General features: G+C 57.6%; 17 protein-coding genes. 2 read left to right on the top strand and 15 right to left on the bottom strand.

Annotated features, from left to right (window positions below; all coding sequences use genetic code 11):
- Nucleotides 1-88: 88 nt before the first annotated feature.
- From lpdA to QWI16_RS07810, 8 genes are all read right to left on the bottom strand, one after another.
- Nucleotides 89-1,543 carry a dihydrolipoyl dehydrogenase gene (gene lpdA / locus QWI16_RS07845; protein WP_302712244.1) on the bottom strand — a complete coding sequence of 485 codons (1,455 nt, stop codon included), beginning with the start codon at nucleotides 1,541-1,543 and terminating at the stop codon, nucleotides 89-91.
- Between the two features lie 95 nt (nucleotides 1,544-1,638).
- Nucleotides 1,639-2,886 (bottom strand): 2-oxoglutarate dehydrogenase complex dihydrolipoyllysine-residue succinyltransferase, encoded by a 1,248-nt coding sequence (gene odhB, locus QWI16_RS07840; protein WP_302712243.1) that lies wholly within the window; start codon nucleotides 2,884-2,886, stop codon nucleotides 1,639-1,641.
- A 47-nt stretch (nucleotides 2,887-2,933) separates the two neighbouring features.
- Nucleotides 2,934-5,765 carry a 2-oxoglutarate dehydrogenase E1 component gene (locus QWI16_RS07835; protein WP_302712241.1) on the bottom strand — a complete coding sequence of 944 codons (2,832 nt, stop codon included), beginning with the start codon at nucleotides 5,763-5,765 and terminating at the stop codon, nucleotides 2,934-2,936.
- A gap of 240 nt (nucleotides 5,766-6,005) precedes the next feature.
- Entirely contained in the window at nucleotides 6,006-6,710 is a 705-nt protein-coding gene (locus tag QWI16_RS07830) for a succinate dehydrogenase iron-sulfur subunit (RefSeq protein WP_302712240.1), read from the bottom strand.
- Between the two features lie 15 nt (nucleotides 6,711-6,725).
- A complete protein-coding gene (gene sdhA, locus QWI16_RS07825) occupies nucleotides 6,726-8,498 on the bottom strand; it encodes a succinate dehydrogenase flavoprotein subunit (protein WP_302712239.1) in 1,773 nt (590 codons plus the stop codon).
- A 3-nt stretch (nucleotides 8,499-8,501) separates the two neighbouring features.
- Nucleotides 8,502-8,870 (bottom strand): succinate dehydrogenase, hydrophobic membrane anchor protein, encoded by a 369-nt coding sequence (gene sdhD, locus QWI16_RS07820; protein ID WP_302712238.1) that lies wholly within the window; start codon nucleotides 8,868-8,870, stop codon nucleotides 8,502-8,504.
- Nucleotides 8,864-9,238 (bottom strand): succinate dehydrogenase, cytochrome b556 subunit, encoded by a 375-nt coding sequence (gene sdhC, locus QWI16_RS07815; RefSeq protein ID WP_302712237.1) that lies wholly within the window; start codon nucleotides 9,236-9,238, stop codon nucleotides 8,864-8,866. The genes sdhD and sdhC overlap by 7 nt, the downstream gene beginning before the upstream one ends.
- A gap of 158 nt (nucleotides 9,239-9,396) precedes the next feature.
- Nucleotides 9,397-9,591, bottom strand: a complete 195-nt coding sequence (locus QWI16_RS07810) for a hypothetical protein (protein WP_302712236.1) — start codon at nucleotides 9,589-9,591, stop codon at nucleotides 9,397-9,399.
- 425 nt (nucleotides 9,592-10,016) lie between these two features.
- Here QWI16_RS07810 and QWI16_RS07805 point away from each other — a divergent pair, with 425 nt between their 5' ends.
- Together QWI16_RS07805 and QWI16_RS07800 are read left to right on the top strand one after the other, a co-directional pair.
- Nucleotides 10,017-11,291 carry a citrate synthase gene (locus QWI16_RS07805; RefSeq protein WP_302712235.1) on the top strand — a complete coding sequence of 425 codons (1,275 nt, stop codon included), beginning with the start codon at nucleotides 10,017-10,019 and terminating at the stop codon, nucleotides 11,289-11,291.
- A gap of 108 nt (nucleotides 11,292-11,399) precedes the next feature.
- Complete coding sequence (locus QWI16_RS07800) at nucleotides 11,400-15,434, top strand: hypothetical protein (protein WP_302712234.1); 4,035 nt, start codon at nucleotides 11,400-11,402, stop codon at nucleotides 15,432-15,434.
- Between the two features lie 120 nt (nucleotides 15,435-15,554).
- Here the strand turns inward: QWI16_RS07800 and QWI16_RS07795 are convergent, their stop codons facing one another.
- The 7 genes from QWI16_RS07795 to crcB form a co-directional block, all read right to left on the bottom strand.
- The gene (locus tag QWI16_RS07795; protein WP_302712233.1) at nucleotides 15,555-16,754 is read right to left on the bottom strand and encodes an alginate export family protein; all 1,200 of its coding nucleotides are present in this window, start codon (nucleotides 16,752-16,754) and stop codon (nucleotides 15,555-15,557) included.
- Between the two features lie 478 nt (nucleotides 16,755-17,232).
- Nucleotides 17,233-17,679 carry an excinuclease ATPase subunit gene (locus QWI16_RS07790; RefSeq protein ID WP_302712232.1) on the bottom strand — a complete coding sequence of 149 codons (447 nt, stop codon included), beginning with the start codon at nucleotides 17,677-17,679 and terminating at the stop codon, nucleotides 17,233-17,235.
- 117 nt (nucleotides 17,680-17,796) lie between these two features.
- Complete coding sequence (gorA, locus tag QWI16_RS07785; protein ID WP_302712231.1) at nucleotides 17,797-19,176, bottom strand: glutathione-disulfide reductase; 1,380 nt, start codon at nucleotides 19,174-19,176, stop codon at nucleotides 17,797-17,799.
- A 70-nt stretch (nucleotides 19,177-19,246) separates the two neighbouring features.
- Nucleotides 19,247-19,483 carry a hypothetical protein gene (locus tag QWI16_RS07780; protein ID WP_302712230.1) on the bottom strand — a complete coding sequence of 79 codons (237 nt, stop codon included), beginning with the start codon at nucleotides 19,481-19,483 and terminating at the stop codon, nucleotides 19,247-19,249.
- A gap of 104 nt (nucleotides 19,484-19,587) precedes the next feature.
- Nucleotides 19,588-20,973 carry a siroheme synthase CysG gene (gene cysG / locus QWI16_RS07775; RefSeq protein ID WP_302712229.1) on the bottom strand — a complete coding sequence of 462 codons (1,386 nt, stop codon included), beginning with the start codon at nucleotides 20,971-20,973 and terminating at the stop codon, nucleotides 19,588-19,590.
- A gap of 5 nt (nucleotides 20,974-20,978) precedes the next feature.
- Nucleotides 20,979-22,259, bottom strand: a complete 1,281-nt coding sequence (serS, locus tag QWI16_RS07770) for a serine--tRNA ligase (RefSeq protein WP_302712228.1) — start codon at nucleotides 22,257-22,259, stop codon at nucleotides 20,979-20,981.
- Between the two features lie 43 nt (nucleotides 22,260-22,302).
- Nucleotides 22,303-22,680: a fluoride efflux transporter CrcB gene (gene crcB, locus QWI16_RS07765; protein ID WP_302712227.1), complete on the bottom strand. Its 378-nt coding sequence runs from the start codon at nucleotides 22,678-22,680 to the stop codon at nucleotides 22,303-22,305.
- Nucleotide 22,681: the final 1 nt, after the last annotated feature.

The raw sequence follows: 22,681 nt of genomic DNA, 5'->3' as shown, positions 1-22,681 counted from the left end.
AGGCACTGTGGCTCAAAACCCGACAGTCACAAAGAGGCCGTGCAGCTCAGGCTGCCGGCGTCTTTGCGCTTCATCATTTTTGGAATAATTATTTTTTGCGCTTGCGGTTGGGCATGTGAATGGCGTGACCGCCCACTGCCAAAGCCGCTTCTTTGACTGCTTCGGAGAAGGTCGGGTGACCAAACACGGTCATACCGATGTCCTCTGCACTTGAGCCAAATTCCATAGCAATTGCCACTTGCTGTACGAGATCCGACGCTGAAGGCCCGACAATATGGGCACCCAAAACGCGATCGGTCTTTGCGTGTGCAATGATTTTAACCATACCCTCTGCCTCGTCTGAGGCCACCGCGCGCCCAACGGCCATAAACGGGAAGGTACCGACTTCGTAGTCTTCACCTTCGGCCTTGAGCTGCTCCTCGGTTTTGCCCACAGAGGCCACTTCCGGATGAGTATAGATAACATTGGGAATAATGTCGTAATTGACCAACGGCTTTTGCCCGGCAATGCGCTCAGCGACCATCACGCCCTCTTCCGAACCCTTATGTGCCAGCATGGGGCCGCGGACCACATCGCCGACCGCCCACACGCCGGGCGCATCGGTCGAGCACAGATCGTTGACATAAATAAAACCGCGCTCGTCCAGGTTTACCCCACTGTCCTCTGCCAACAGACCCTCGGTGTAGGGCTTGCGGCCAACGCAAACAATCAGCTTATCAAAGGTTTCCTTCTGCTCATTGCCGTCTTTATCGGTGTAAGTGACTTCAACTTCTTTCTTTTTACCCTTGCTTTTCACCTCGGTGCCGGTGACACGACAGCTCAGGCGAATGTCCAGGTCCTGCTTAGTGAAAATCTTGTGCGCCTCTTTGGCAATTTGCTGGTCCATCATGGCCAGGAAATTATCCATAGCCTCAAGCAGAACAACCTTTGCACCCAGACGTCCCCAAACGCTACCCAACTCCAGACCGATAACGCCGGCGCCAATCACACCCAGACGCTCGGGCACAGCCTGAAATTCGAGGGCGCCAGTAGAATCTACGATTACCTCGTTATCAACCGGAGCCACGCCGATATTGACGGGAACTGAACCCGAGGCAAGAATGACATTGTCAGCCTCAAGTGTGCTGGTTTTACCGTCGTTATCGGTAAACTCGACTTTCTTACCGGCGAGCAACTTACCCGTACCGTAGAGGCTTTTTACCTTATTGGATTGAAACAGGCCGGCAACGCCGCCGGACATTTGCTTTACCACGGCCTCTTTGCGCTTAATCATGGCCGGTACATCAATTTGCAGCTTGCCTGTGCTGATACCGTGTCCAGCAAAACCAACTTCGGCGTAATGAAATTTCTGTGAGCTGTCCAACAGCGCTTTGGATGGAATACAACCGGTATTTAAGCAAGTACCACCGTTAATGCCCTTGCCACTTTTATCTTTCCACTTTTCAATACAGGCTGTTTTCAGGCCCAGCTGCGCGCAACGAATCGCGGCCACATATCCGGCCGGACCGGAACCAATCACAATCACATCGTATTTGTCAGACATAGTCTCATTCCCAAATGTTATCGCCTAGCCGGCTCTGGTGTTCCGGCAAATCAATTTTCCGGGCGGCCGGTAAGCCCCCCGGGCTGGCAAGCCGCTTAGATCTCCAGCAGGATACGCGCAGGATCTTCCAGCAGCTCTTTAATTGCCACGAGAAACTGTACCGCCTCCTTGCCGTCGATCAGACGGTGATCGTAGGACAGGGCCAGGTACATCATCGGCTGGATTTCCACTTTGCCATTGACGGCCATGGGGCGCTCCTGAATCTTGTGCATGCCCAAAATGGCTGTCTGCGGCAGGTTAAGAATCGGCGTGGACAGCAGCGAGCCAAACACCCCACCATTGGTGATGGTGAAGGTACCGCCAGTCATCTCATCGATGGACAGCTTGCCGTCGCGAGCACGAAGACCGAAGTCGCGAATGGTGGACTCCACTTCGGCAATGCTCATTTTCTCGCTGTTGCGCAGCACGGGCACCACCAGACCTTTATCGGTCGATACCGCAACGCCGATGTCCTGGTAGCCGTGATAGACCACATCGTCGCCATCGAGAGAAGCGTTAACCGCCGGGAAGCGTTTTAGCGCCTCGGTAGCCGCTTTGACAAAAAAGCCCATAAAGCCCAAACGGGTGCCGTTGTGCACTTTCTCGAACTGATCTTTGTACTGCTTACGCAGCTCCATCACCGGGCCCATGTTAACTTCATTAAATGTCGTTAGCATGGCAGTGGTGCTGGTGGCCTCCAGCAGACGCTCGGCAATGCGCTTGCGCAAACGAGTCATGGGCACGCGCTTCTCGACGCGTTCACCCGCGGCCATTGGCGCCGGTGCTGCGGCGGCCTGACTGCTCGACTGGGCCGGCTTGTCGGCGGGCTTGCTCTCGCTGGATTTCAGATGGTTGAGAACGTCTTCTTTGGTGACCCGACCATCTTTACCGGTACCGGCAACCGAGGCGGGGTCAATGTTGTTCTCATCGGCCATTTTACGCGCGGCCGGGCTCAACAGCTTATCCGAGGACTCGCCGCTGTCCTCGGACTTAGTCTCGGCACTCTTGTCTTCTGCTTTGCCCTCGTCTGCCGCGGGCTTGCTGTCTGACTTGGCAGAGCCGGCAGCGCCCTCTTCAAACTTGGCAATCACTTCGTTGGACAATACCGTGTCGCCTTCGCCCTTGATGATCTCGCTCAAGGTGCCGTCGGCAGGCGCTACCACTTCCAGTACCACCTTGTCGGTTTCAATGTCCACAATCAGCTCATCCCGTGAACAAGCTTCTCCCGGCTGCTTATGCCAGGTGGCAACGGTCCCGTCCTGCACGGACTCGGGGAATGTAGGGGCTTTGATATCAGTGCTCATTACGTTTCCTTAGCTGTCGCTAGCGTTCTCTTTTGCGAGTTACGTGCTTATACACTCAACGCTTCGTTAACAAAGCGCTTCTGTTCTTCAAGGTGCACCGAGGCGTAGCCAGCGGCAGGCGCTGCCGAGGGGTCACGCCCCACATAGCCCAGATACAGGTTGGGGTTCAGGTCGTAGACCACTCTGCGCATGTGATGCTGGCTGGCGTACCAGGCGCCCTGATTCATGGGCTCTTCCTGACACCACATAATGTCTTTGACATTCGCGTAGGGCGCGAGCGCGGCCTTGAGCTCCTCCTCCGGGAAGGGGTAGAGCTGCTCGAGGCGAATCAGAGCCACATCATCCTGTTCGCGCTTGTTACGCTCTTCCAGCAGATGGTAGTACACCTTGCCGGAGCAGAGCACCGCTCGCTTGACCTTGGACGGGTCCAGATCCTGCTCGCCGATCACATTCTGGAAGCTGCCGTGTGCCAGATCCTCCAGGCTGGAAGTCGCCAGCGGGTGACGCAGAATCCACTTGGGACTCATCACTACCAGCGGACGGCGCATGGGCCGGATCGCCTGGCGGCGCAGCATATGGAACACCTGCGCCGGCGTGGTGGGGATGCACACCTGGATGTTGTGCTCCGCACACAGCTGCATAAAGCGCTCGAGGCGCGCCGAAGAGTGCTCCGGTCCCTGCCCTTCATAACCGTGAGGCAAGAGCATGGTCAGTCCGCAAAGACGGCCCCATTTGTGCTCGCCACTGGTGATAAACTGGTCGATCACCACCTGGGCGCCATTGGCGAAGTCGCCGAACTGTGCTTCCCAGATCACCAGCGCGTTGGGCGTGGTGGTGGCATAGCCGTATTCGAAGGCCAGTACCGCCTCTTCCGAGAGATAGGAGTCGTACAGATCGAACGCCGGCTGGTCCTCTTTCATGTTGGCCAGCGGCGTGTAGCGCTTACCGTCTTTTTGGCTGTGCAAGACCGCGTGGCGGTGAGAGAAAGTACCCCGCCCCACATCCTGACCAGTCATGCGCACCTGAAAGCCCTGCTCCAGCAAGGTGGCGTAAGCCAGAGTTTCGGCGAAACCCCAGTTAATCGGCAAAGCACCGCCGGCCATCTTGCGACGATCTTCGTAAATTTTAGAGACCTGACGCTGCAAAACGATACCGTCGGGAACATCACACATTTTGTGAGCCACAGCCTGCAGCGCTTTGAGGTCAAAACCCGTCTCGGCAGGCGTCTGCCAGTCGTGGCCGATATAGGGCGACCAGTCCACGAACAACGACTTATCCGGCTCAGTGACCAGACCGCTGGCCACGCTCTCACCGCGATCGAGGGCCGCGCGATAGTCGTCCATCATTTTGTCTGATTCTTCGCCTGTCAGCAGACCGGCACTCACGAGCAAATCGGAGTAGAGGGTACGCACTGACTTTTGCTTGCGAATAGCCTGGTACATCAAGGGTTGGGTCGATGAGGGGTCATCGGCCTCGTTATGTCCGCGCCGACGATAACAGACAAGATCGATCACCACGTCTTTTCTGAATTCATGGCGGTAGTCCATCGCCAACTGGGCAACGAACAGGACGGCATCCGGATCATCGGCATTCACGTGGAGGATCGGGGCCTCAATCATCTTCGCGACGTCAGTGCAATACTCGGTCGAGCGGGCGTCTTCGCGGAAGCTCGTGGTAAAGCCCACCTGGTTGTTGATCACCAGATGCAAGGTGCCGCCGGTGCGATAGGCGCGGGTCTGGGACATCTGGAAGGTTTCCATGACCACGCCCTGACCGGCGAAAGCGGCATCCCCGTGCACGACAATCGGCACCACTTTGTGACCCACAGCGTCGTCGCGACGATCCTGACGCGCACGCACTGAGCCTTCTACCACCGGAGAGACAATCTCCAGGTGCGACGGGTTAAACGCCATGGCCATGTGAATCTCACCACCGGGGGTCATGACGTTGGATGAGAAGCCCTGGTGATACTTCACGTCACCGGAGGTATCGACAAGCCGCTTGCCTTCAAACTCACCGAACAGCTCGGCCGGGCTTTTACCGAAAACGTTCACGAGGGTATTGAGTCGACCGCGGTGCGCCATCCCCAGTACGATTTCTTTGGCACCATAGGAGCCCGCGCGTTTGACCAGCGCGTCCACCAGAGGAATAAAACTTTCACCGCCTTCCAAACCAAAACGCTTGGTACCCGGGTATTTGCTGTCCAGGTGGCGCTCCAGCCCCTCGGCAGCGGTCAATCGCTCGAGCACGGCAAGACGCTGCTCGGCGCTAAAGGTCGGCTTGGAGCGAACACTCTCAAGACGCTGCTGCAACCACTGCTTTTCTGCGAGATTGGTAATGTGCATGATCTCTGGGCCCACATGACCACAGTAGGTCTGCTCCAGAGCGGCGATAATATCTTTGAGCGGGGCTTCCTCGCGGCCGATAAACAGCGGACCTGTCTGGAAGACTGTGTCCATATCCGCCGAGGTCAGGCCGTGGTAGGCAAGGTCAAGATCCGGCACATGCTCGCGCTGCATCAGACCCAGAGGGTCAAGCTGCGCCTTTTGATGCCCCCGAAAGCGGTAGGAGCTGATCAGCTGCAGTACCTTAACCTGTTTACGCTCGTGCTCGAGAGAAATGGACGAGGCCAGGGTCGGCGAGGCTGCACTGGAACGGGTTTTGGCGAGCTGGGCGAATTGCTCGCGAATGACCGAGTGCGGTGTATCCTGGGAAACGACCCCTTCAATGCGGGGCAATTGGTCGAAGTAGTCGCGCCACTGCTCGGGCACGCCATTGGGATCGTGTAAATAAATGTCGTAGAGATCTTCCACATATGAAGCATTCCCACCGGAAATATGGGACGTACTCCAAAGCTGCTCCATAAGGCTGTCTTGCATTCCACCCACCTATTTTTGGGGATTCACCCGCAGGCGACTCTTCACTTGCGGACCTGCCCGGGCGATAACCTGGGCTCCCCTGCTATGACTAGCAGTTAGCTTCCAATAACGCGTCCAGCTTGTGGCCGGAGGCGCCGCTTAGTGTGCCAATTCAGAGTCTGGCACATACGCAAATGCGCTGCAGGCGGCTAAGCCCCCAGGCAGCGCATTTGTGTTACTCGTTGCGCATAAAGTATCCGGCTAGGTTGCGCTGCGCAGCAACATCGACCGGATGTGACCGATGGCCCGGGTCGGGTTCAAACCCTTGGGGCACACCGCCACACAGTTTTGGATGCCGTGACAGCGGAATACGCTGAAGGGGTCATCCAGCTTGGACAAGCGCGCCTCGGTGGCCTCGTCACGGCTGTCCACCAAAAACCGATAGGCCTGCAGCAGACCCGCCGGACCGATAAATTTATCCGGATTCCACCAGAAAGACGGGCAACTGGTCGAACAACAGGCGCAAAGTATACACTCATAGAGGCCGTCGAGCTTGGCGCGGTCCTCTGGGGATTGTAACCGCTCAATGGCCGGTGCGGGACTGTCGTTTTGCAAATAGGGCTCAATTTTCTTGTATTGCTCGTAGAATTGCGACATATCCACAACCAGATCGCGAATCACAGGCAGACCCGGCAAGGGTCTCAACACCAGCTTGTTACCCTTGACGCATTCGGATAAGGGCGTAATACAGGCCAGGCCGTTCTTACCATTGATATTCACGCCGTCTGAGCCGCAAACGCCTTCGCGGCAAGAGCGCCGATAGGTCAGGCTCGGATCCTGCGCCTTGAGCTGCTCCATGACATCCAGCACCATCAAGTCTTTACCCTGAGCGTCGAACTCGTAGGTCTTCATGTAGGGCGCGGAGTCGGACTCCGGGTTATAGCGATACACTTCAACTTTCAACATAATCTACCCACCCCGTTAGTAAGTGCGAGCCTTGGGCTCGAAGGCGTCCATGGACTTAGGCGCAAAATTCACGCTGCGCTTGCCCACGCGCTTGTCAGCCGGGAAAAACATGGAGTGACACAGCCAGTTCTCGTCGTCACGCTCCTGGAAATCCTCGCGGGCGTGCGCGCCGCGAGATTCCTTGCGCTCCTCGGCCGCGATGGCGGTGGCTTCGGCCACTTCCAGCAAGTTTTGCAGCTCCAGCGCCTCGATCCGTGCGGTGTTAAAGGCGTTGCTTTTATCCGCCAGAGTCACATTGGCAATGCGCTCACGCAGGTCGGCCAGCTTCTTGATGCCCTCTTCCATAAATTCGCCTTTGCGGAACACACCAAAGTGATTCTGCATGACATTCTGCAGCTCGGTGCGCAACGCCGGCGTGGACTCACCGCCCTGAGAGTTATTGAGACGATCCAGGCGCGCCATCGCCGCTTCGATATCGGACTCGCTCGGCTCACGCAGATCAATGCCCTCACGCAGGCTCTTTTCGATGTACAGGCCGGCAGCGCGGCCGAACACCACCAGATCCAACAGCGAATTACCGCCAAGACGGTTGGCGCCGTGCACGGATACGCACGCCGCCTCACCACAGGCATAGAAACCCGGAATGATCTGATCGTTGCCGTCGGCGTCCTGAGTCAGAGCCTGGCCGCTGATATTGGTGGGGATTCCGCCCATCATATAGTGACAAGTCGGCACAACCGGGATAGGTTCCTTGACCGGGTCGGCGTGGGCAAAGGTGCGCGACAGCTCCAAAATACCCGGCAACTTGGCGTTCAGGGTTTCCTCGCCCAAATGATCGAGCTTGAGGTAAACGTGATCGCCGTTTTCACCGCAGCCGCGTCCTTCTAGAATTTCGAGCACCATTGAGCGCGCCACCACGTCGCGGCCCGCCAGATCTTTGGCGTTGGGCGCATAGCGCTCCATGAAGCGCTCGCCGTCTTTATTGATCAGGTAGCCGCCCTCACCGCGACAACCTTCAGTCACTAGAGTGCCGGCACCATAAATACCGGTGGGGTGGAACTGCCACATTTCAATGTCTTGCACCGGAAAGCCAGCGCGAAGCGCCATGCCGATACCGTCACCGGTATTGATATGGGCATTGGTGGTCGAGGCGTAAATGCGCCCGGCGCCACCTGTGGCGAAGACGGTCGCCTTGGATTTAACGAAGACCACTTCGCCGTCTTCAATGTTAATGGCGATAACACCAACCACGGCACCGTCCTGGTTTTTTACCAGATCAACCGCAAACCACTCGTTCAAAAACACGGTGTTGTTCTGAACATTTTGCTGATAAAGGGTGTGCAGCAAGGCGTGACCGGTGCGGTCAGCCGCCGCACAGGTACGCGCGGCCTGACCGCCTCGACCGAAGTCCTTCGACTGGCCGCCAAACGGGCGCTGATAGATGCGACCGTTGTCGGTACGCGAGAAAGGCAGCCCCATGTGCTCGAGCTCAAACACCGCCTCGGGCCCCACAGAGCACATGTATTCAATAGCACTCTGATCGCCGATATAATCGGAGCCTTTGACCGTGTCATACATGTGCCAGCGCCAGTCGTCCTGGGGATCCGCACTGGCGATCGCACAGGTAATGCCGCCCTGGGCAGACACGGTGTGCGAGCGGGTCGGAAAGACCTTGGTAATCACAGCCGTTTTGTAGCCAGATTGCGCTAGCTGCAGCGCAGCGCGCATGCCGGCTCCGCCGCCGCCAATGACGATACCGTCAAATGAAATCGTACGCATATTAGCCATGAATCAAAGCCCCCAGAGAATTTCGAAACCCCAGACGGCATAGGTGATCGCCACTATGCCCAGCACAACCTGGACAAACACGCGAACCGCGGTGGCCTTGCCACCGAGCGTCATGGGAGTAATGTAGTCGGTCAGGACAGCCCAGAGGCCGATCCAGGCGTGCGCGAGAATAGAAATCAGTGTGATCAGGCTAAACACCCGCATCCACAACTGATCAAACAGCGTCCGCCACTGCTCGAAACTCAGCTCGGGATTGGCCACCAGATAAATGACCAGAAAAACCACGTAAGCGGTCATGGCCACAGCGCTGAGGCGCTGAATCAGCCAATCGTAGAGACCACTGCGACCCAAATTTGTAATTGCTGTTACCATACCCAGACTCCTGCCAACACAATCAATACAACCGCCGCCACCAGCGCCAGCTTGGCACCCAGGCGACCGCCCTCGTAGCTCTCACCCACACCACAGTCCATGATCAGGTGACGCACCCCCATGGCTGAGTGATACGCCAGGCCGGCAAGCACCGCCCAGAGGATGAATTTACAAACGGGATGTGACAGCGCATCCTGGACGGCAGCAAAGCCTTCCTCGGAGCGCAGGCTGGAATCGAGCATCCACAGCAACACCGCCACCCCGGCAAACAAAAACACGCCGGAAATCCGGTGAGTAATGGAAACCAGTGCGGTTATCGGAAACTTGATGGTTGAAAGCTCGAGATTGACAGGTCTTTTTTTGTTCACGGTAGCTAATCACCTTTGAGCCCGGAGGGGCCGGTTTGAAGAATCAGCGTCTGGGGGATACCCGCGAGGGAAGAACGTAGTGCCGAAACAGGCGCCAGGCGCGCCAAAAAAGTGCACAGCGGATTCTTTCCCAGTCGCATCCTGCAAGTCGCGGCGTATTATAGGGATTTGACCGGTGAAACACAAATAAAAACCCAGCCGCCCAAGTTTGGTTTTTTGCTGATTTTCCAAGCACTTCCCCACCATTTTACCGGCAATTCGCACCCTACAAGTGCGCCAGCAATGTGCATTTTCACGCTCGCGCCCCACTTCGGACGACGGCCGCGCACCAAGATCAAGCGCAGACCGTTCAAAGCAACCCCTAGCGCACCGAAATCTACGCAAAAAATCGCCTATTGGATGTCAAAGCTATGCCTCGCGGTGGAATCTCATCTATAATGCCGCCTCCTGACGGCAAGGTGGGGTCGCTCGCCACTGTCGCGGAAAGTGTTGCCTGAATGATGTAATAAACAGGAGCCACAATAGCGCCCGCCGGCCCTCGAATGACCTTTTATCGGCGGGCAGGCCAACAGCAAGAGCTCTGTAGAGCCGCAGCAACACCTGTGGTGAGTGAGTCACCGGACAGGCCAAGCGCCGCCAACTCGCCCCCAACCCTTACTAAAGTGTGCTGACCAACCTCCTGCTACCCTCGGGTCGGGAATCATTCGGTTGTGCGTCACTGATTTTTTAGTTCGGCCAATCGCTCGCCGAGCTCGACAAGTAACTACAGGAGTCCGTAATGACTGACAAAAAAGCACGTTTAACGGTCGACGGCCAGGACACGTCGGTAGAGCTGCCGATTTATGAAAGCGCCGTAGGTCCAAACGTTATTGATGTCACCAGCCTGACCAAAAACGGTTTTTTTACTTACGATCCGGGCTTTATGTCCACCGCCTCATGTGAGTCTCAAATCACCTTTATCGACGGTGGCAAGGGCGTTTTGCTGCACCGCGGCTACCCTATTGACCAGCTGGCAGAGCACTCCGATTACCTGGAAACCTGTTATCTGCTTCTGAAGGGCGAACTGCCCAACGCCGAACAAAAACAACAGTTTGTCCAAGCCGTAAAAGATAACTCCTTCGTTGCCCCCTCCGTTGCCAACCTGATTCAAAGCTTTGCCAAAGACGCTCACCCCATGGCGGTTATGTGCAGCGCAGTGGCCGCACTGGCCGCGGTTTATCACGAAGAGATCGATATTACTAAAGAAGCAGATCGTGAAAAGACCGCCTACCGCTTGATCGGTCAGATGCCCACCTTGGCGGCCATGACCTACAAGCACCTGAAAGGCGAAGACACGGTCGAGCCCAACACAGCGCTGGACTACGCCGCCAACTACCTGAACATGACCTTCGGCAAGTCGGTCGACGACAAGGTCAGCCCGGTACTGGCCAAAGCCATGGACCGCATTTTCCTTCTGCACGCCGATCACGAGCAAAACGCCTCTACTTCCACCGTGCGCCTGTCGGGCTCTTCGGGCACCAACCCCTTCGCAGCCATCGCCGCCGGCATCTCCACCCTTTGGGGCCCAGCCCATGGCGGTGCCAATGAAGCGGTGTTAAATATGCTCGAAGAAATTGGCTCCGTCGACAACATTGACACCTATGTCGCCAAGGCCAAAGACAAGTCGGACCCCTTCCGCCTGATGGGTTTTGGTCACCGCGTCTACAAGAACTTCGACCCGCGCGCCAAGGTCATGAAGCAAGCCGCCGATGAAGTGCTGTCAGAGCTCGGTTTGGAAAACGACCCGCTGCTGGCCATTGCCAAAAAGCTGGAAAAAATCGCCCTGGAAGACGAGTACTTTATCGAGAAAAAGCTCTACCCCAACGTGGACTTTTACTCCGGCATCATTATGAAAGCCATGGGCATCCCCACAGAGATGTTCACTGTGATTTTCGCTACCGGCCGCGCGGTTGGCTGGTACGCCCACTGGGACGAAATGGTCAGCAAGCCCTACAAGATCGGGCGCCCACGCCAGCTCTACACAGGCTACACCAAGCGCGACTACCCGGCATAAAACGCCAGCCAGCTCGCCCCCAAAGGCCCTTCGGGGCCTTTTTTTATTACCCGGATTTCTCGCCCGCTGTGCTATGGTAGCGGCTCAAATTGGTGACAGGACGCACTTATGGCCCCACGCACATTCATGCAATTTCTGTGTCTGGCTCTTCTCTGCCTGAACTTGGCCGCCCGCGCTGGCGAGACCTACACCCCTCCCGAATTAGACAACTGGCGCCCCTGGGTTCTCTCCCAGCACCCGGAGCTGGACTGCCCCCAGCGCGCAGACGCCACACGGCTCTGCCACTGGCCAAGCTCGCTGGCACTCTCGCTGAACGATAAGGGCGCGCAGTTCATTCTCGAGGCGAGCCTCTACCGTGAGAGCCACCTGACGCTGCCGGGCGACGATCAGCACTGGCCCGACAAGGTCACCGCAAACGGCAAACCTGTGACCGTAACCCGCGCCCACGGACAACCCCGGATACTGTTGCCCGTTGGCCAACATCTCATTCGCGGCGAATTTACCTGGGCAGCCGCCCCGCGCACCCTCGCCATACCCACGGATACGGCCTTGATCACTCCCACCGACGTGACAGGCTCACAGATTCCGGTCAAGCTCGAGAACGGCCGCCTGGTGCTGCAACAAACCCCGCGCAGCACCAACACGCAAAGCCCGCAGAGCCTGGACATCAAGGTGTTCCGACTGGCCAGTGACGGCACCCCCTTCGAATTGACAACTTCTATTGACCTCCATGTGAGCGGGCAGGAGCGCGAAATCACCTTGCCGAACACTTTGCCCGCGGGTTTCCAGCTGCGCTCGCTTGAAAGCCCCCTGCCCGCACGGATGGACACAGCCGGCAATTTGCGCGTTCTGCTACGCCCCGGCCGCTGGCAAGTCACCAGCCACGCGTACACCCTGGCACCGCCGGCGGCGCTGGGCTTCACCCGCTCGAGCACAGATTGGCCCGAGCAGGAAATCTGGAGCTTTGTCAGTGCGCCGCAATTGCGCAGCGTCGAGCTCACCGGAGCGGCAGCCATTGATCCGGCTCAGACACAAATGCCCGGGCAGTGGCAGGGTCACCCGGCTTATCTGCTCACGCCGGATACTCAGCTGAGCGTTCGCGAGTTACACCGGGTCACGGGGGATAAAAGCCACTCACTCACCCTGACCAAACACCTCTGGCTGGACTTCTCCGGCGAGGCTTTCACGGTTGAAGACAGAGCGAGGGGCGAGCTCGGCCCTCACGCCAGGCTAACAACGCATCCACAAGTGGAGCTCGGCAGTGCCAGTAACCAGGGGAGTCCGCTGGTGGTCACGCGCCTACCCGGCGCCGAGGCAGCCGGCATTGAGCTTCGCAGCAGCGAGCTCGACTTGCTGGCAAGGGCGAGACTTGAGCGCTCGGCACACTTGCCAGCGTCGGGCTGGCAGACCAGCTTTCAGAGCCTAGACACCTGGGTACATTTGCCGCCAGGCTGGTCCCTGCTGGCGGCCACGGGCGCCGACACCTTATCCGGCGTCTGGCTCGATGCCTTCAACCTCTGGGATATTTTTTTGATTTTGCTGATTGCCGTCACCCTGGGACGCGCCGGTTCACCGCTACTCGGCTTGTTCGCCCTGGCGGTGATTGTGCTTATCTATCAGCGGACCAACGCACCTCTTCTGATATGGCTCAATCTGGGTGTTTGCCTGGCGCTGGGGCGCTTCGTCTCCGAGCGCTGGCGCCAGTGGCTGGAGTATTACACCCTGGCGAGCTTCGCCATCCTCGCCCTGATTCTGCTGCCTTATATCACCGACCAGGCGCGGCTCGCCGTCTACCCCCAGCTTGAGCACTACAACACGCAACAGTACGAGAAAAAATCGGGGGGCGAAGCTGAAAGCTTACGCATCAGCGATATCAGCATGCCGGAGTACGAAGCGGATGCAGAGGTAAGGAGAAGCATGTCGAACGCTAAGGTAAATGCCCCCGCACCGGCCAGAGTCAACACCGATTACGACCCGGAGCAAAAAGTTCAGGCGGGCCCAGCCCCCATGGACTGGCACTGGAACCGGGCACAGTTGAGCTGGAGTGGACCGGTCGACCCTTCGCAGAGCACACGGCTGATTCTCGTGGGCCCGCTGCTCGATCGTATCGGCCATCTGCTCGCTATTCTTGGCCCTGTGTTGCTCGGTATGCTGCTGCTCAAGCGCGCACCGCTGCCGTCGCAGGCTCGCAGGCGCCTGCCGGGCGTGGCGGCTCTGGTACTGGCTGCGCTCTGTATGCCGGACAAATCGGTACAGGCCCAAGTGCTGATCGACCAGAGCCTGCTGAGCGAGCTGGAACAGCGCCTCTTGCGCCCTGCACCTTGCCTGCCCGAGTGCGCTGCCATCGCGAGTGCCGCCCTGCGCGTCGATCATCAACGGCTGGCGCTGACACTGGAGCTGCACGCAGAGCAGTTTGTCGCTCTGCCCCTGCCCGCGCAGCAAAATCAATGGTGGCCGCATCAGGTGCGCCTGAATGGCAAAGCCGCGATACTTGGGCGTAGCGAGGGCGGAGAGCTCCTTCTGGCCCTGCCTGCCGGCCGACACACACTGGAGCTCGAAGCATCTGTCGAGCCGCTGCAACAGGTAGATTTGAATTTCGCCTTACCCGCGCACAATATCGAAACCCAGCTGCAGGGCTGGCGCCTGACGAGCCGCACCAGCGAAAAGCAGCACCTGCAATTGAACCGTGAGGGCGCACAAGCGGGCGCCAAGACCGAGACTCAACTGCCACCGAGCGATATTCAACCGCTGGTACGAGTAGAACGACACTTGAATTTTGGTCTCGACTGGACCATGACCACCCGGGTTGTCCGCCTTGCACCCACCGACCAAAGCCTCAGTGTCGCCATCACCCTGCTGCCCGGTGAAACGCCGCTCACCGACCTCAAATACAGCGACCGGGCTCTGCCGGTGTACCTGGCGCCACAGGCGTCGAGTTTCAGTTGGCAGTCGAGCCTGGATGAGGTTTCGTCACTCACCTTGAGCGCGCCCGAAGCCGACGCCCGCTACTACTCTGTCTGGTCATTGCAAGCTTCACCCGTATGGCACCTGAGCACCGAGTCTGCTGCCACTAAGGTGGTCTCCGCTCAACAGGTACGATGGCTGCCACGCCCAGGCGATGAGTTGCGTATCGAAGTTTCCCGCCCCGCCGCTCTGCCCGGCGATACACTGGTCATCACGCGCAGCGAGCTGCTTCAACACCTGGGAGAGCGCCAGCAAACCACGACCCTCACCCTCGGTATTGAAACCCATCAGGGCGGGCAGTTTGAATTTACCTTGCCCGAGGCCGCCGAGCTGACAGCACTCTCGATTGACGGTCGGGAACTGCCGCCGGGGAAGACCTCGGGCGCTATTCGCGTTCCCATCAATGCAAACACTCAGTCCCTGACCCTGAATTGGCGCGCACCGTCGACGCTCACGGCTTTGACACGCTCGGAACCGGTTGCACTTGGTTACCCGGCCGCCAACAACACAGTGCAACTCAACCTACCTCAAGACCGTTGGGTACTCGCTACGGGCGGTCCGCAGATCGGGCCGGCCGTATTGCTGTGGGGCGTGCTGATTGTTGTATTGATACTCGCCGTCGGACTCGCGCGCACTCAGCTGACGCCTCTCAGAACCTGGGAGTGGATTGTGTTGAGCCTCGGCGTAATCACCTTCAACGCCTTTGTGCTGATGCTACTGGCCAGTTGGTTTATCGCCATGACCCTGCGCGGACGCACAAGCGCTGTCCGTCTGGGCGCTTACTTCAACCCCCTGCAAATCGGGCTTATGGTGTTTGGTTTACTGGCCCTGGCGGCCACTGCCAGCACCATACCCCACGGCCTGCTGGCGCAGCCGGAAATGCTGGTCACCGGTAACGGCTCCCACGCACATCAACTGATCTGGTACAGCGATCGCGCAACGGGCGCCCTGCCCACTGCATGGGTAGTTAGCCTACCCATGTGGAGCTATCGGTTGACCATGCTGCTGTGGTCTCTGTGGCTGGCCTTTGCCCTGACCCGCTGGCTGCCGTGGGCTTGGCGGCAACTCAATCACACTGGATTTTGGCACTCGGTAAGGCCCGGCAAACCGGCAACGGATGAAAGCCTGGAGTTGGAGCTACCCCCCGACGAGCCGACAGAGAGCAAAGAGCGGCGTTGAACGTGAAACTGGTTGTGAATAACCCGGCGGCAAAAGCGCCGGGCCAATGGCAGAAGACATCCGGTGAATCATCCACTTGACGAACACTGGCCAGCTTTCGTTGTTTAGCCTGACGCCACCTCAGAAGGTGGCGTTGAGCATAACCCAAAATTTCTGAGTATCTGAACCAAAGTCATCGGCTTGGTAATCGGCATACTTCACCAACACCGTCACCGGGCCAAAGGCCTTGGCCGCCGACACATCCAATTCCTGCCCATAATCGACACTGCCGTAATCAGACGCGAGCTGGTGATAAGCGGCAAACAATTTGACCCCGGCCAAAGCTCCCGCTGCACTTAAGTAGATATCCTCCACACCCGCCGCCGGCGTTGTCAAAAAGCGATCGGTCCAACCCTGAAATTTATGCAGGGTGGCTAAAGAGGTGGTAAAGCCCGCCTTGCCCTCGTCCGAACCAAGAAGCTCGTAGCCCGCGCCCACGTTTATCGGCCCCAAGGCCATACCGGCTTCTGCCAGCAGGTAATCAGCGTCGTAGGAAACCGGATTATCGGCAGCGTCCGATTGGCGCGCGTACTCTAAGGTATAGGTCGCAGACTCGCCAATTTTTCCGGCCCAGCGAGCACCATAAGTATCGCTGGAAAGAGCCGCCGCGGACTGATTGTCGAGCAGATATGCGTAAGCGGATAAGCTGCCTGCCTGCCAACCCGCATAGTTCAGGTTCAGCAGGTGAGACTCGTGTTTATGATCACCAATCGGGTTGTCCTCGCCGAAAATTCGGTTGACGTTGTACAAGTAGGCGTAAAACACGGTGGTATTATCCAAGGCTGTATTGGTCAGCGAAAAGGAGTCGTAGGTCTGCTCGTTCTGACGCCAGCCCACACCTCCCACAAAGCGTTGGTTGTCCAGTAAGATACGCTGGCGACCGTATTTCAAAGTGGATGAGCCGAAGCCGCGATAGGACAGATAGGCCTGATTGACCTCGGTTCCTTCCGGGTCTGGAATCACGGCGGTACCGGGATTCATTGGGTCATTTGGCGCCGTGCGATAATCCGCATCGGTAATGGCCTGCACATCATCCATTTCGAGCATGACTCCAAAACCTTCGTAGTCCCCCGATGTGTAGCTCAAGCGCGTGCGCAAAGTTAAGGCATCCGAATCCTCCAGCCCATCCCAACTGACGTCCTCGTAGCGCAAACGAAGATTAAGTTTAATGTCCGCGTCCACCAGCGCCTCTTTCACGCTGGCCGCCTCTGTATTGGCGAACGCTCCCAGGCTGCTCGCTAACCCCAATGCCCCCGTCAGGCCAATCAGTCGTTGTTTCATTGTTCGTCTCCTAGCTCTTGTATTGGTCGGTGTTTTCTTCCCGCCGTGCCCTTGTTTGGGCCTCTGTCATTTATCGAACAACTGTGAGCATTTTTTGTGCGTGGCTTTTGTCATGCTTTGCGAGCTCACCGCCGCTAGAGGCCCCAGAGCAAGGCATATGCCACCGCACAAACAGGTTGCTAAGAAATTAAATAAACGCAGCCGAAACAAAGAGTTAACAGAGCAAGAAAAAAATTACACAAAAGCAGAGCAGTAACGACCGAACTGGAACGGGGTGCCGACAGGCGCACCATTTTATTCACAAGGACGCGTAAATCGCCTCAAAGTAACGCAGCGGTCGCGCACCTTATGCAAGCAGAACAGGCGGTGCATTATTTTTCTCCCGCCCCACAACAAGGCAGAGCGCTGGCACAATGGAAAAGACGGCCATAAAAAAAGCGCTCCTGAGAGCGCTTTTTTTGGGATTGGCCCAGCGGGATCAGTCAATTTTCACCACACGGCCGATCAGAGCAACGCCCGCCATAATGTTTCCGGCGTGGCACTCATACTCGGTCTCACTGCTCACCTCATTTTTTTTGTAGTAGCTGCGAATATCGACAACGGCGTTCCCACCTTCGGACTGCGCCCTCTCCTGCAGTTGCAACAGAGCTGACAGCATGACCCAGCGGCAGGCCTCTTCGTCGGACTTGTTAAACGCATTGGTTTTCTTGTTGGTCACATACTCACCGAGCTTTTTCGACGGCGTTGGATAAGACTGCTTGCCAAAGTAAAACTTCACATCGCTGTCGAGCCGGTCCGCGTACTCGGTAAGCACGTCCTCAACCGGCAGCATCAGTCCGTCGTCACGAGCCTCTGCCTGAAAGCCTGCCAATGATAAAACCACGGCGCCGAAACCGGCCGCCAAACGCATGGAACGCGAAGCCATAGTGATCTCCTTTCGTAAAGTAGTCGGACTTATCAATCCGCCGCAGAGTATCGCAAGTGTTGTCAACGCCCGCAAGCCTCTCATGGGGAGTCATTCTTATCGTTGAATATTGCGACTTTATGACGAGCCAGCGCTGGTCACTGGCGTTCTCAAGGTGACAAACTCCTCGGCCACCGTGGGATGAATGCCAATGGTCCGGTCAAAATCAGCCTTGGTGGCGCCAGCGGTCATCGCCACTGCCAGCCCCTGAATAATCTCACCCGCGTCCTGACCGACCATATGGCAACCCAGCACCCGGTCGCTGGCTTTATCGACAATGAGCTTCACCATGACCTTTTCGTCGCTGTCGGTCAATGTCAGGGGCAAAGGCGTGAACTGTGCTTTGTACACGTTGACATCCCACCCCTCTTTGCCCGCCTCCTCTTCGCTCAGTCCCACGGTGGCAATATTGGGCTGGGTGAACACCGCCGTCGGGATGTTCTGATAGTTGACGGCCAACTCGCCTTCTCTGAACTGGTCGGCGCCATAGAGGCGACGCGCCAGTACCATCCCCTCTGCCAGCGCCACCGGTGTCAACTCTTTGCGGCCAACGGCATCGCCAATCGCATAGATCGAGGGTTCAGCGGTACGAAAATCGTCATCGACCTCGATGGCGCCCTGCTTGTTGAGTTCTACCCGGGTATTTTCCAGCCCGAGATTATCCAGCAAAGGCTTGCGCCCGGTGGCGTACATGACCTGCCCCACACGAAGTGTCTCGCCGGTATCCGTGTGTACCGCGAGCTCGGCATCCGCCTGGCGCTCAACGCGCTCGACATCCGTATTAAAATGCAAGTGCACGCCTTTGGCGGCCATCTGCTGCGCCATAAGCTCGCGAACGTCTTTGTCAAAGCCGCGCAAAAACAAGTCCCGGCGGTAGAGCAAATGAGTCTGCACTCCAAGGCCATTAAAGATGCTGGCAAATTCACAGGCGATATAGCCACCACCGACGATTACCATGGCCCTGGGCAGCTCATCCAGATAAAACACCTCATTGGAGCTGATCACATGCTCACGCCCGGGAAAATCCGGGACAAAGGGCCAGCCTCCCACGGCGATTAGAATTTTATCCGCGCGGTAGCGTTTATCACCGACCTCGACCTCCTGAGGGCCGAGAATCCGTGCATGGCCGCGCAGCAGCTCGACGCCGGCATCAGTGAGCAATCGATCATAGACGCCGTTTAAACGCTCGATCTCACGGGTCTTGTTATCGCGCAGTTGCGCCCAGTCGAAACTCGCGCCCTCTAACTGCCAGCCGTAACCAGCGGCGTGGGCGAATTGTTCGCTGAACTGCGAGCCGTAGACGAACAGTTTTTTCGGCACGCAGCCAAGATTGACACAGGTGCCACCCAGGGCTCGCTCTTCCGCCACGGCGACGCGGGCGCCGAGGCCGGCAGCGATTCTGCTGGCGCGCACCCCGCCGGAGCCAGCACCGATAACCAGCAGGTCGTAATGATTCATTGATCTCTCCGTTACAAGTCAGTTAGGCCAAGGTTGGCAACAGTGTACAGAGAATCTGGGAGGGCTGCCGTTACACCTCAATATCGATATTGGGGCGGTGATTGCGGCGCCGGTCTTTACCGGAGCGCGAATCGAGTACAGGGTCGCGGTCGCGGCGACGGCGGTCACCGCGACGCCTCTCCACCACGGGAGGGCGATGCTCAGGGAGCTGTTTGTCGATCACCAGATCCCGATCCGGCTCATAACCCGTACTTGGCTTGGGCTTAGAGACTGGAATCAGGCGGGTGATTGGCCCGAGATAGACCATAGTAAACCCTTTGAGTGACTGTACTTGCTTAAGACTATCGGCCGCGCCGGTCAATCATTGACCTTTGACCATCAAATTTGCCAAAAGGTACACACTTTGTACCACTATTGAGGGGTAAACCAGTCCAGCTTGTGGCGCAGCGCCACCACTTCACCGACGATGATCAAGGTAGGACCCTTGACATCGCTCTCGGCAACTTTAACGGAAATACCGGCAAGATCACTGACAATTACCCGCTGCTCAGCGGTTGTCCCCTTTTCCACCAAAGCGACGGGAGTGGCTGCATCGCGCCCGTTGGCCACCAGTTCGTGAGCGATTTGCTCAAGGCCGAGCAGCCCCATATAAAACACCAGAGTCTGACCCGGCAGTGCCAATTCTGGCCAGCTAAGATTGGGGTTGTCGTTTTTCAGGTGGCCGGTGATAAACCGCACTGACTGGGCACAGTCTCGGTGTGTCAGGGGAATACCGGCATAGGCAGCGCAACCGGAGGCGGCGGTAATACCCGGTACTACCTGAAAGGGAATCCGGTGTTCAGCAAGAAGTTCTATTTCTTCACCGCCTCGGCCAAAGATAAACGGGTCGCCGCCTTTCAGGCGCAGTACCCGCTTGCCCTGACGAGCCAGATCAACGAGTAACTGATTGATCGCAGGCTGCTGCATACTGTGCTCACTGCGACGCTTGCCCACATAAATCCGGTCGGCATCGCGCCTGACCAGCTCCAGTACTTGAGACGAGACCAGGCGATCGTAGAGCACGACTTCGGCCTGTTGCATAAGCCTGAGCGCTTTTAACGTCAACAACTCCGGATCACCCGGGCCGCCACCGACCAAGTAGACTTCGCCCGTGCGTATGTCATCAGACTCCATAGCCAGCTGCTCTTCCAGCAACTGGTCGGCGCGCTGGTCATTGCCAGCGTAGACCTGTTCGGCTACGGGGCCCTCAAGCACCTTTTCCCAAAAACGCCGGCGCTCATCGCCCGTCGCGAATTTGCCTTTCACTGCTTCGCGAAAGCGGCTGGCCAAACCGGCCAGGCGACCATAACTCAGAGGCAAGAGACGCTCGAGCTTGGCCCTGACCATCCGCGCCAGTACCGGTGCCTCGCCACCACTGGAAATGGCAATCACCAGAGGCGAGCGGTCGACAATCGCAGGGGTAATCACCGTACACAGTTCAGGGCTATCCACCACATTGACCGGCAGAGAGCGCTGGCGGGCTTGCTCTGAGATTTGCTGATTGACACTGGCAGAGTCGGTGGCGGCAACCGCCAGCACCACGCCGTCGAGATCCTCGACGCAGTACTCGCGCAGCGACACTTGACCACCTGAGGCCTCCACCAAATCGCGCAGCTCGGGATCGACGTGCACGGTAACCACCTGCAGGACGGCACCGGCTTTTTGCAGCAGGCGCGCCTTGCGTGTGGCAATATCCCCTCCTCCCACCAGCAGCACCCGCTGGCCGCGCAAGCGCATAAAGAAAGGGAAATACTCCATAGCGACTAGCCGCCGATCCGGGTCAGGCCACCCATGTAGGGCTGCAGCGCCTCGGGCACCAATACACTGCCATCGGCCTGCTGATAGTTTTCCAGCACGGCGAGTAAGGTGCGGCCAATAGCCAGGCCAGAACCATTGAGGGTGTGCAGGAGCGCGGGCTTGCCGGTCTCCGGGTCACGATAGCGCGCTTTCAGGCGACGCGCCTGAAAATCGCGGAAATTGGAGCAAGAGGAGATTTCGCGGTACTTGTTCTGCGACGGGACCCAAACCTCGATATCGTAGGTCTTCGCCGAAGAAAACCCAATGTCGCCACCGCAGAGAATCACAGTACGATAGGGCAAACCCAGCTTTTGCAATATCGCCTCGGCGTGACCGGTCAGAGCCTCAAGAGCCTCATCCGATTGCTCCGGTTTAACAAACTGTACCAGCTCGACCTTCTCAAACTGGTGCTGGCGAATCATGCCGCGCGTATCGCGGCCGTGGCTGCCGGCCTCTGAGCGGAAACAGGGCGTGTGCGCGACAAACTTGAGTGGCAGCGTCGCCTCTTTATCGAGCAGGGTATCGCGCAATAAGTTGGTCACGGGAACTTCGGCGGTCGGAATCAGATAAAAGCCGCGCTCGTCGTTGAGCTTGAACAAATCTTCTTCAAACTTGGGCAGCTGCCCGGTGCCAAAGAGTGAGTCCGCGTTGACGATATAAGGCACATTGACCTCTTCGTAACCGTGCTCAGCGAGATGCGTGTCCAGCATCAACTGAATCAGGGCACGGTGCAACCTGGCAATACCGCCTTTCATCACGGCAAAACGCGCACCGGTGATCTTGCTGGCCGTGTCAAAGTCCAGCCCCGAGAGCTCGGCTCCGAGGTCCACATGATCCTTAACTTCAAAGTCGAACTCGCGGGGCTTGCCCCAGCGCCTAACCTCGACGTTGTCGTCTTCGCTGGCCCCCTCTGGCACCTCAGCGGCGGGGATATTGGGCACCCCGCTGAGGTAGTCATCGAGATTTTGCTGCACAAGGTGCAGCTCGGCCTCAGCGGCCGCCAGATCCTGTTTGAGCTGCTCCACCTGTGACATCAGAGGCGCAATGTCCTCGCCGGCGGCTTTCGCCTTGCCAATGTTTTTGGAGCGGCTATTGCGCTCTGACTGGAGGTTTTCCGTTTTGATTTGGATGGCCTTGCGCTCCTCTTCGAGCGAACGCAGCAGCTCTACATCCAAGGTAAACCCTCGCTTGGCGAGCCCTTGGGCAACCTCTTCGAGGTTGGCGCGAATCAATTTGGGATCTAGCATATCAATGACTTTTTACGGTTGAATGGCGGATTTTAAAGGGCGGTTAAGATAACACAAAGTTGACCAAATACCACGAGCCGCAGACTACCAGCAGGCAGCCAACAAGGTTCGCGAGCACGTAAAAAAACGCCACACTGTGCAGGCCGTTTTGCCACAGCAGCAGCGCGTCTAGAGAAAAGGTGGAAAAAGTGGTCAACGCGCCGAGAAAGCCGGTGACAATAAGATGGCGCCAGTAAGGTGCCAGCAGCGCTTTTTCGACGATCAGCACATAGAAAACGGCCACAGCGGCGCAGCCGAGCAGATTCACCACCAAAGTGCCAAGTGGAAACTTATTCCCCGTAACCGGGTACAGATGGACGGTAATAAAGAATCTCGCCATAGCCCCCAGCGCGCCGCCGGCGGCGACAAACAGCCACTGCATA

It is taken from the genome of Gilvimarinus algae (genome assembly GCF_030518215.1).
Taxonomy (GTDB): Bacteria; Pseudomonadota; Gammaproteobacteria; order Pseudomonadales; family Cellvibrionaceae; genus Gilvimarinus; species Gilvimarinus algae.
Note: the sequence above shows the minus strand (reverse complement) of the source record. Positions and strands in the feature narration are given on the sequence as shown.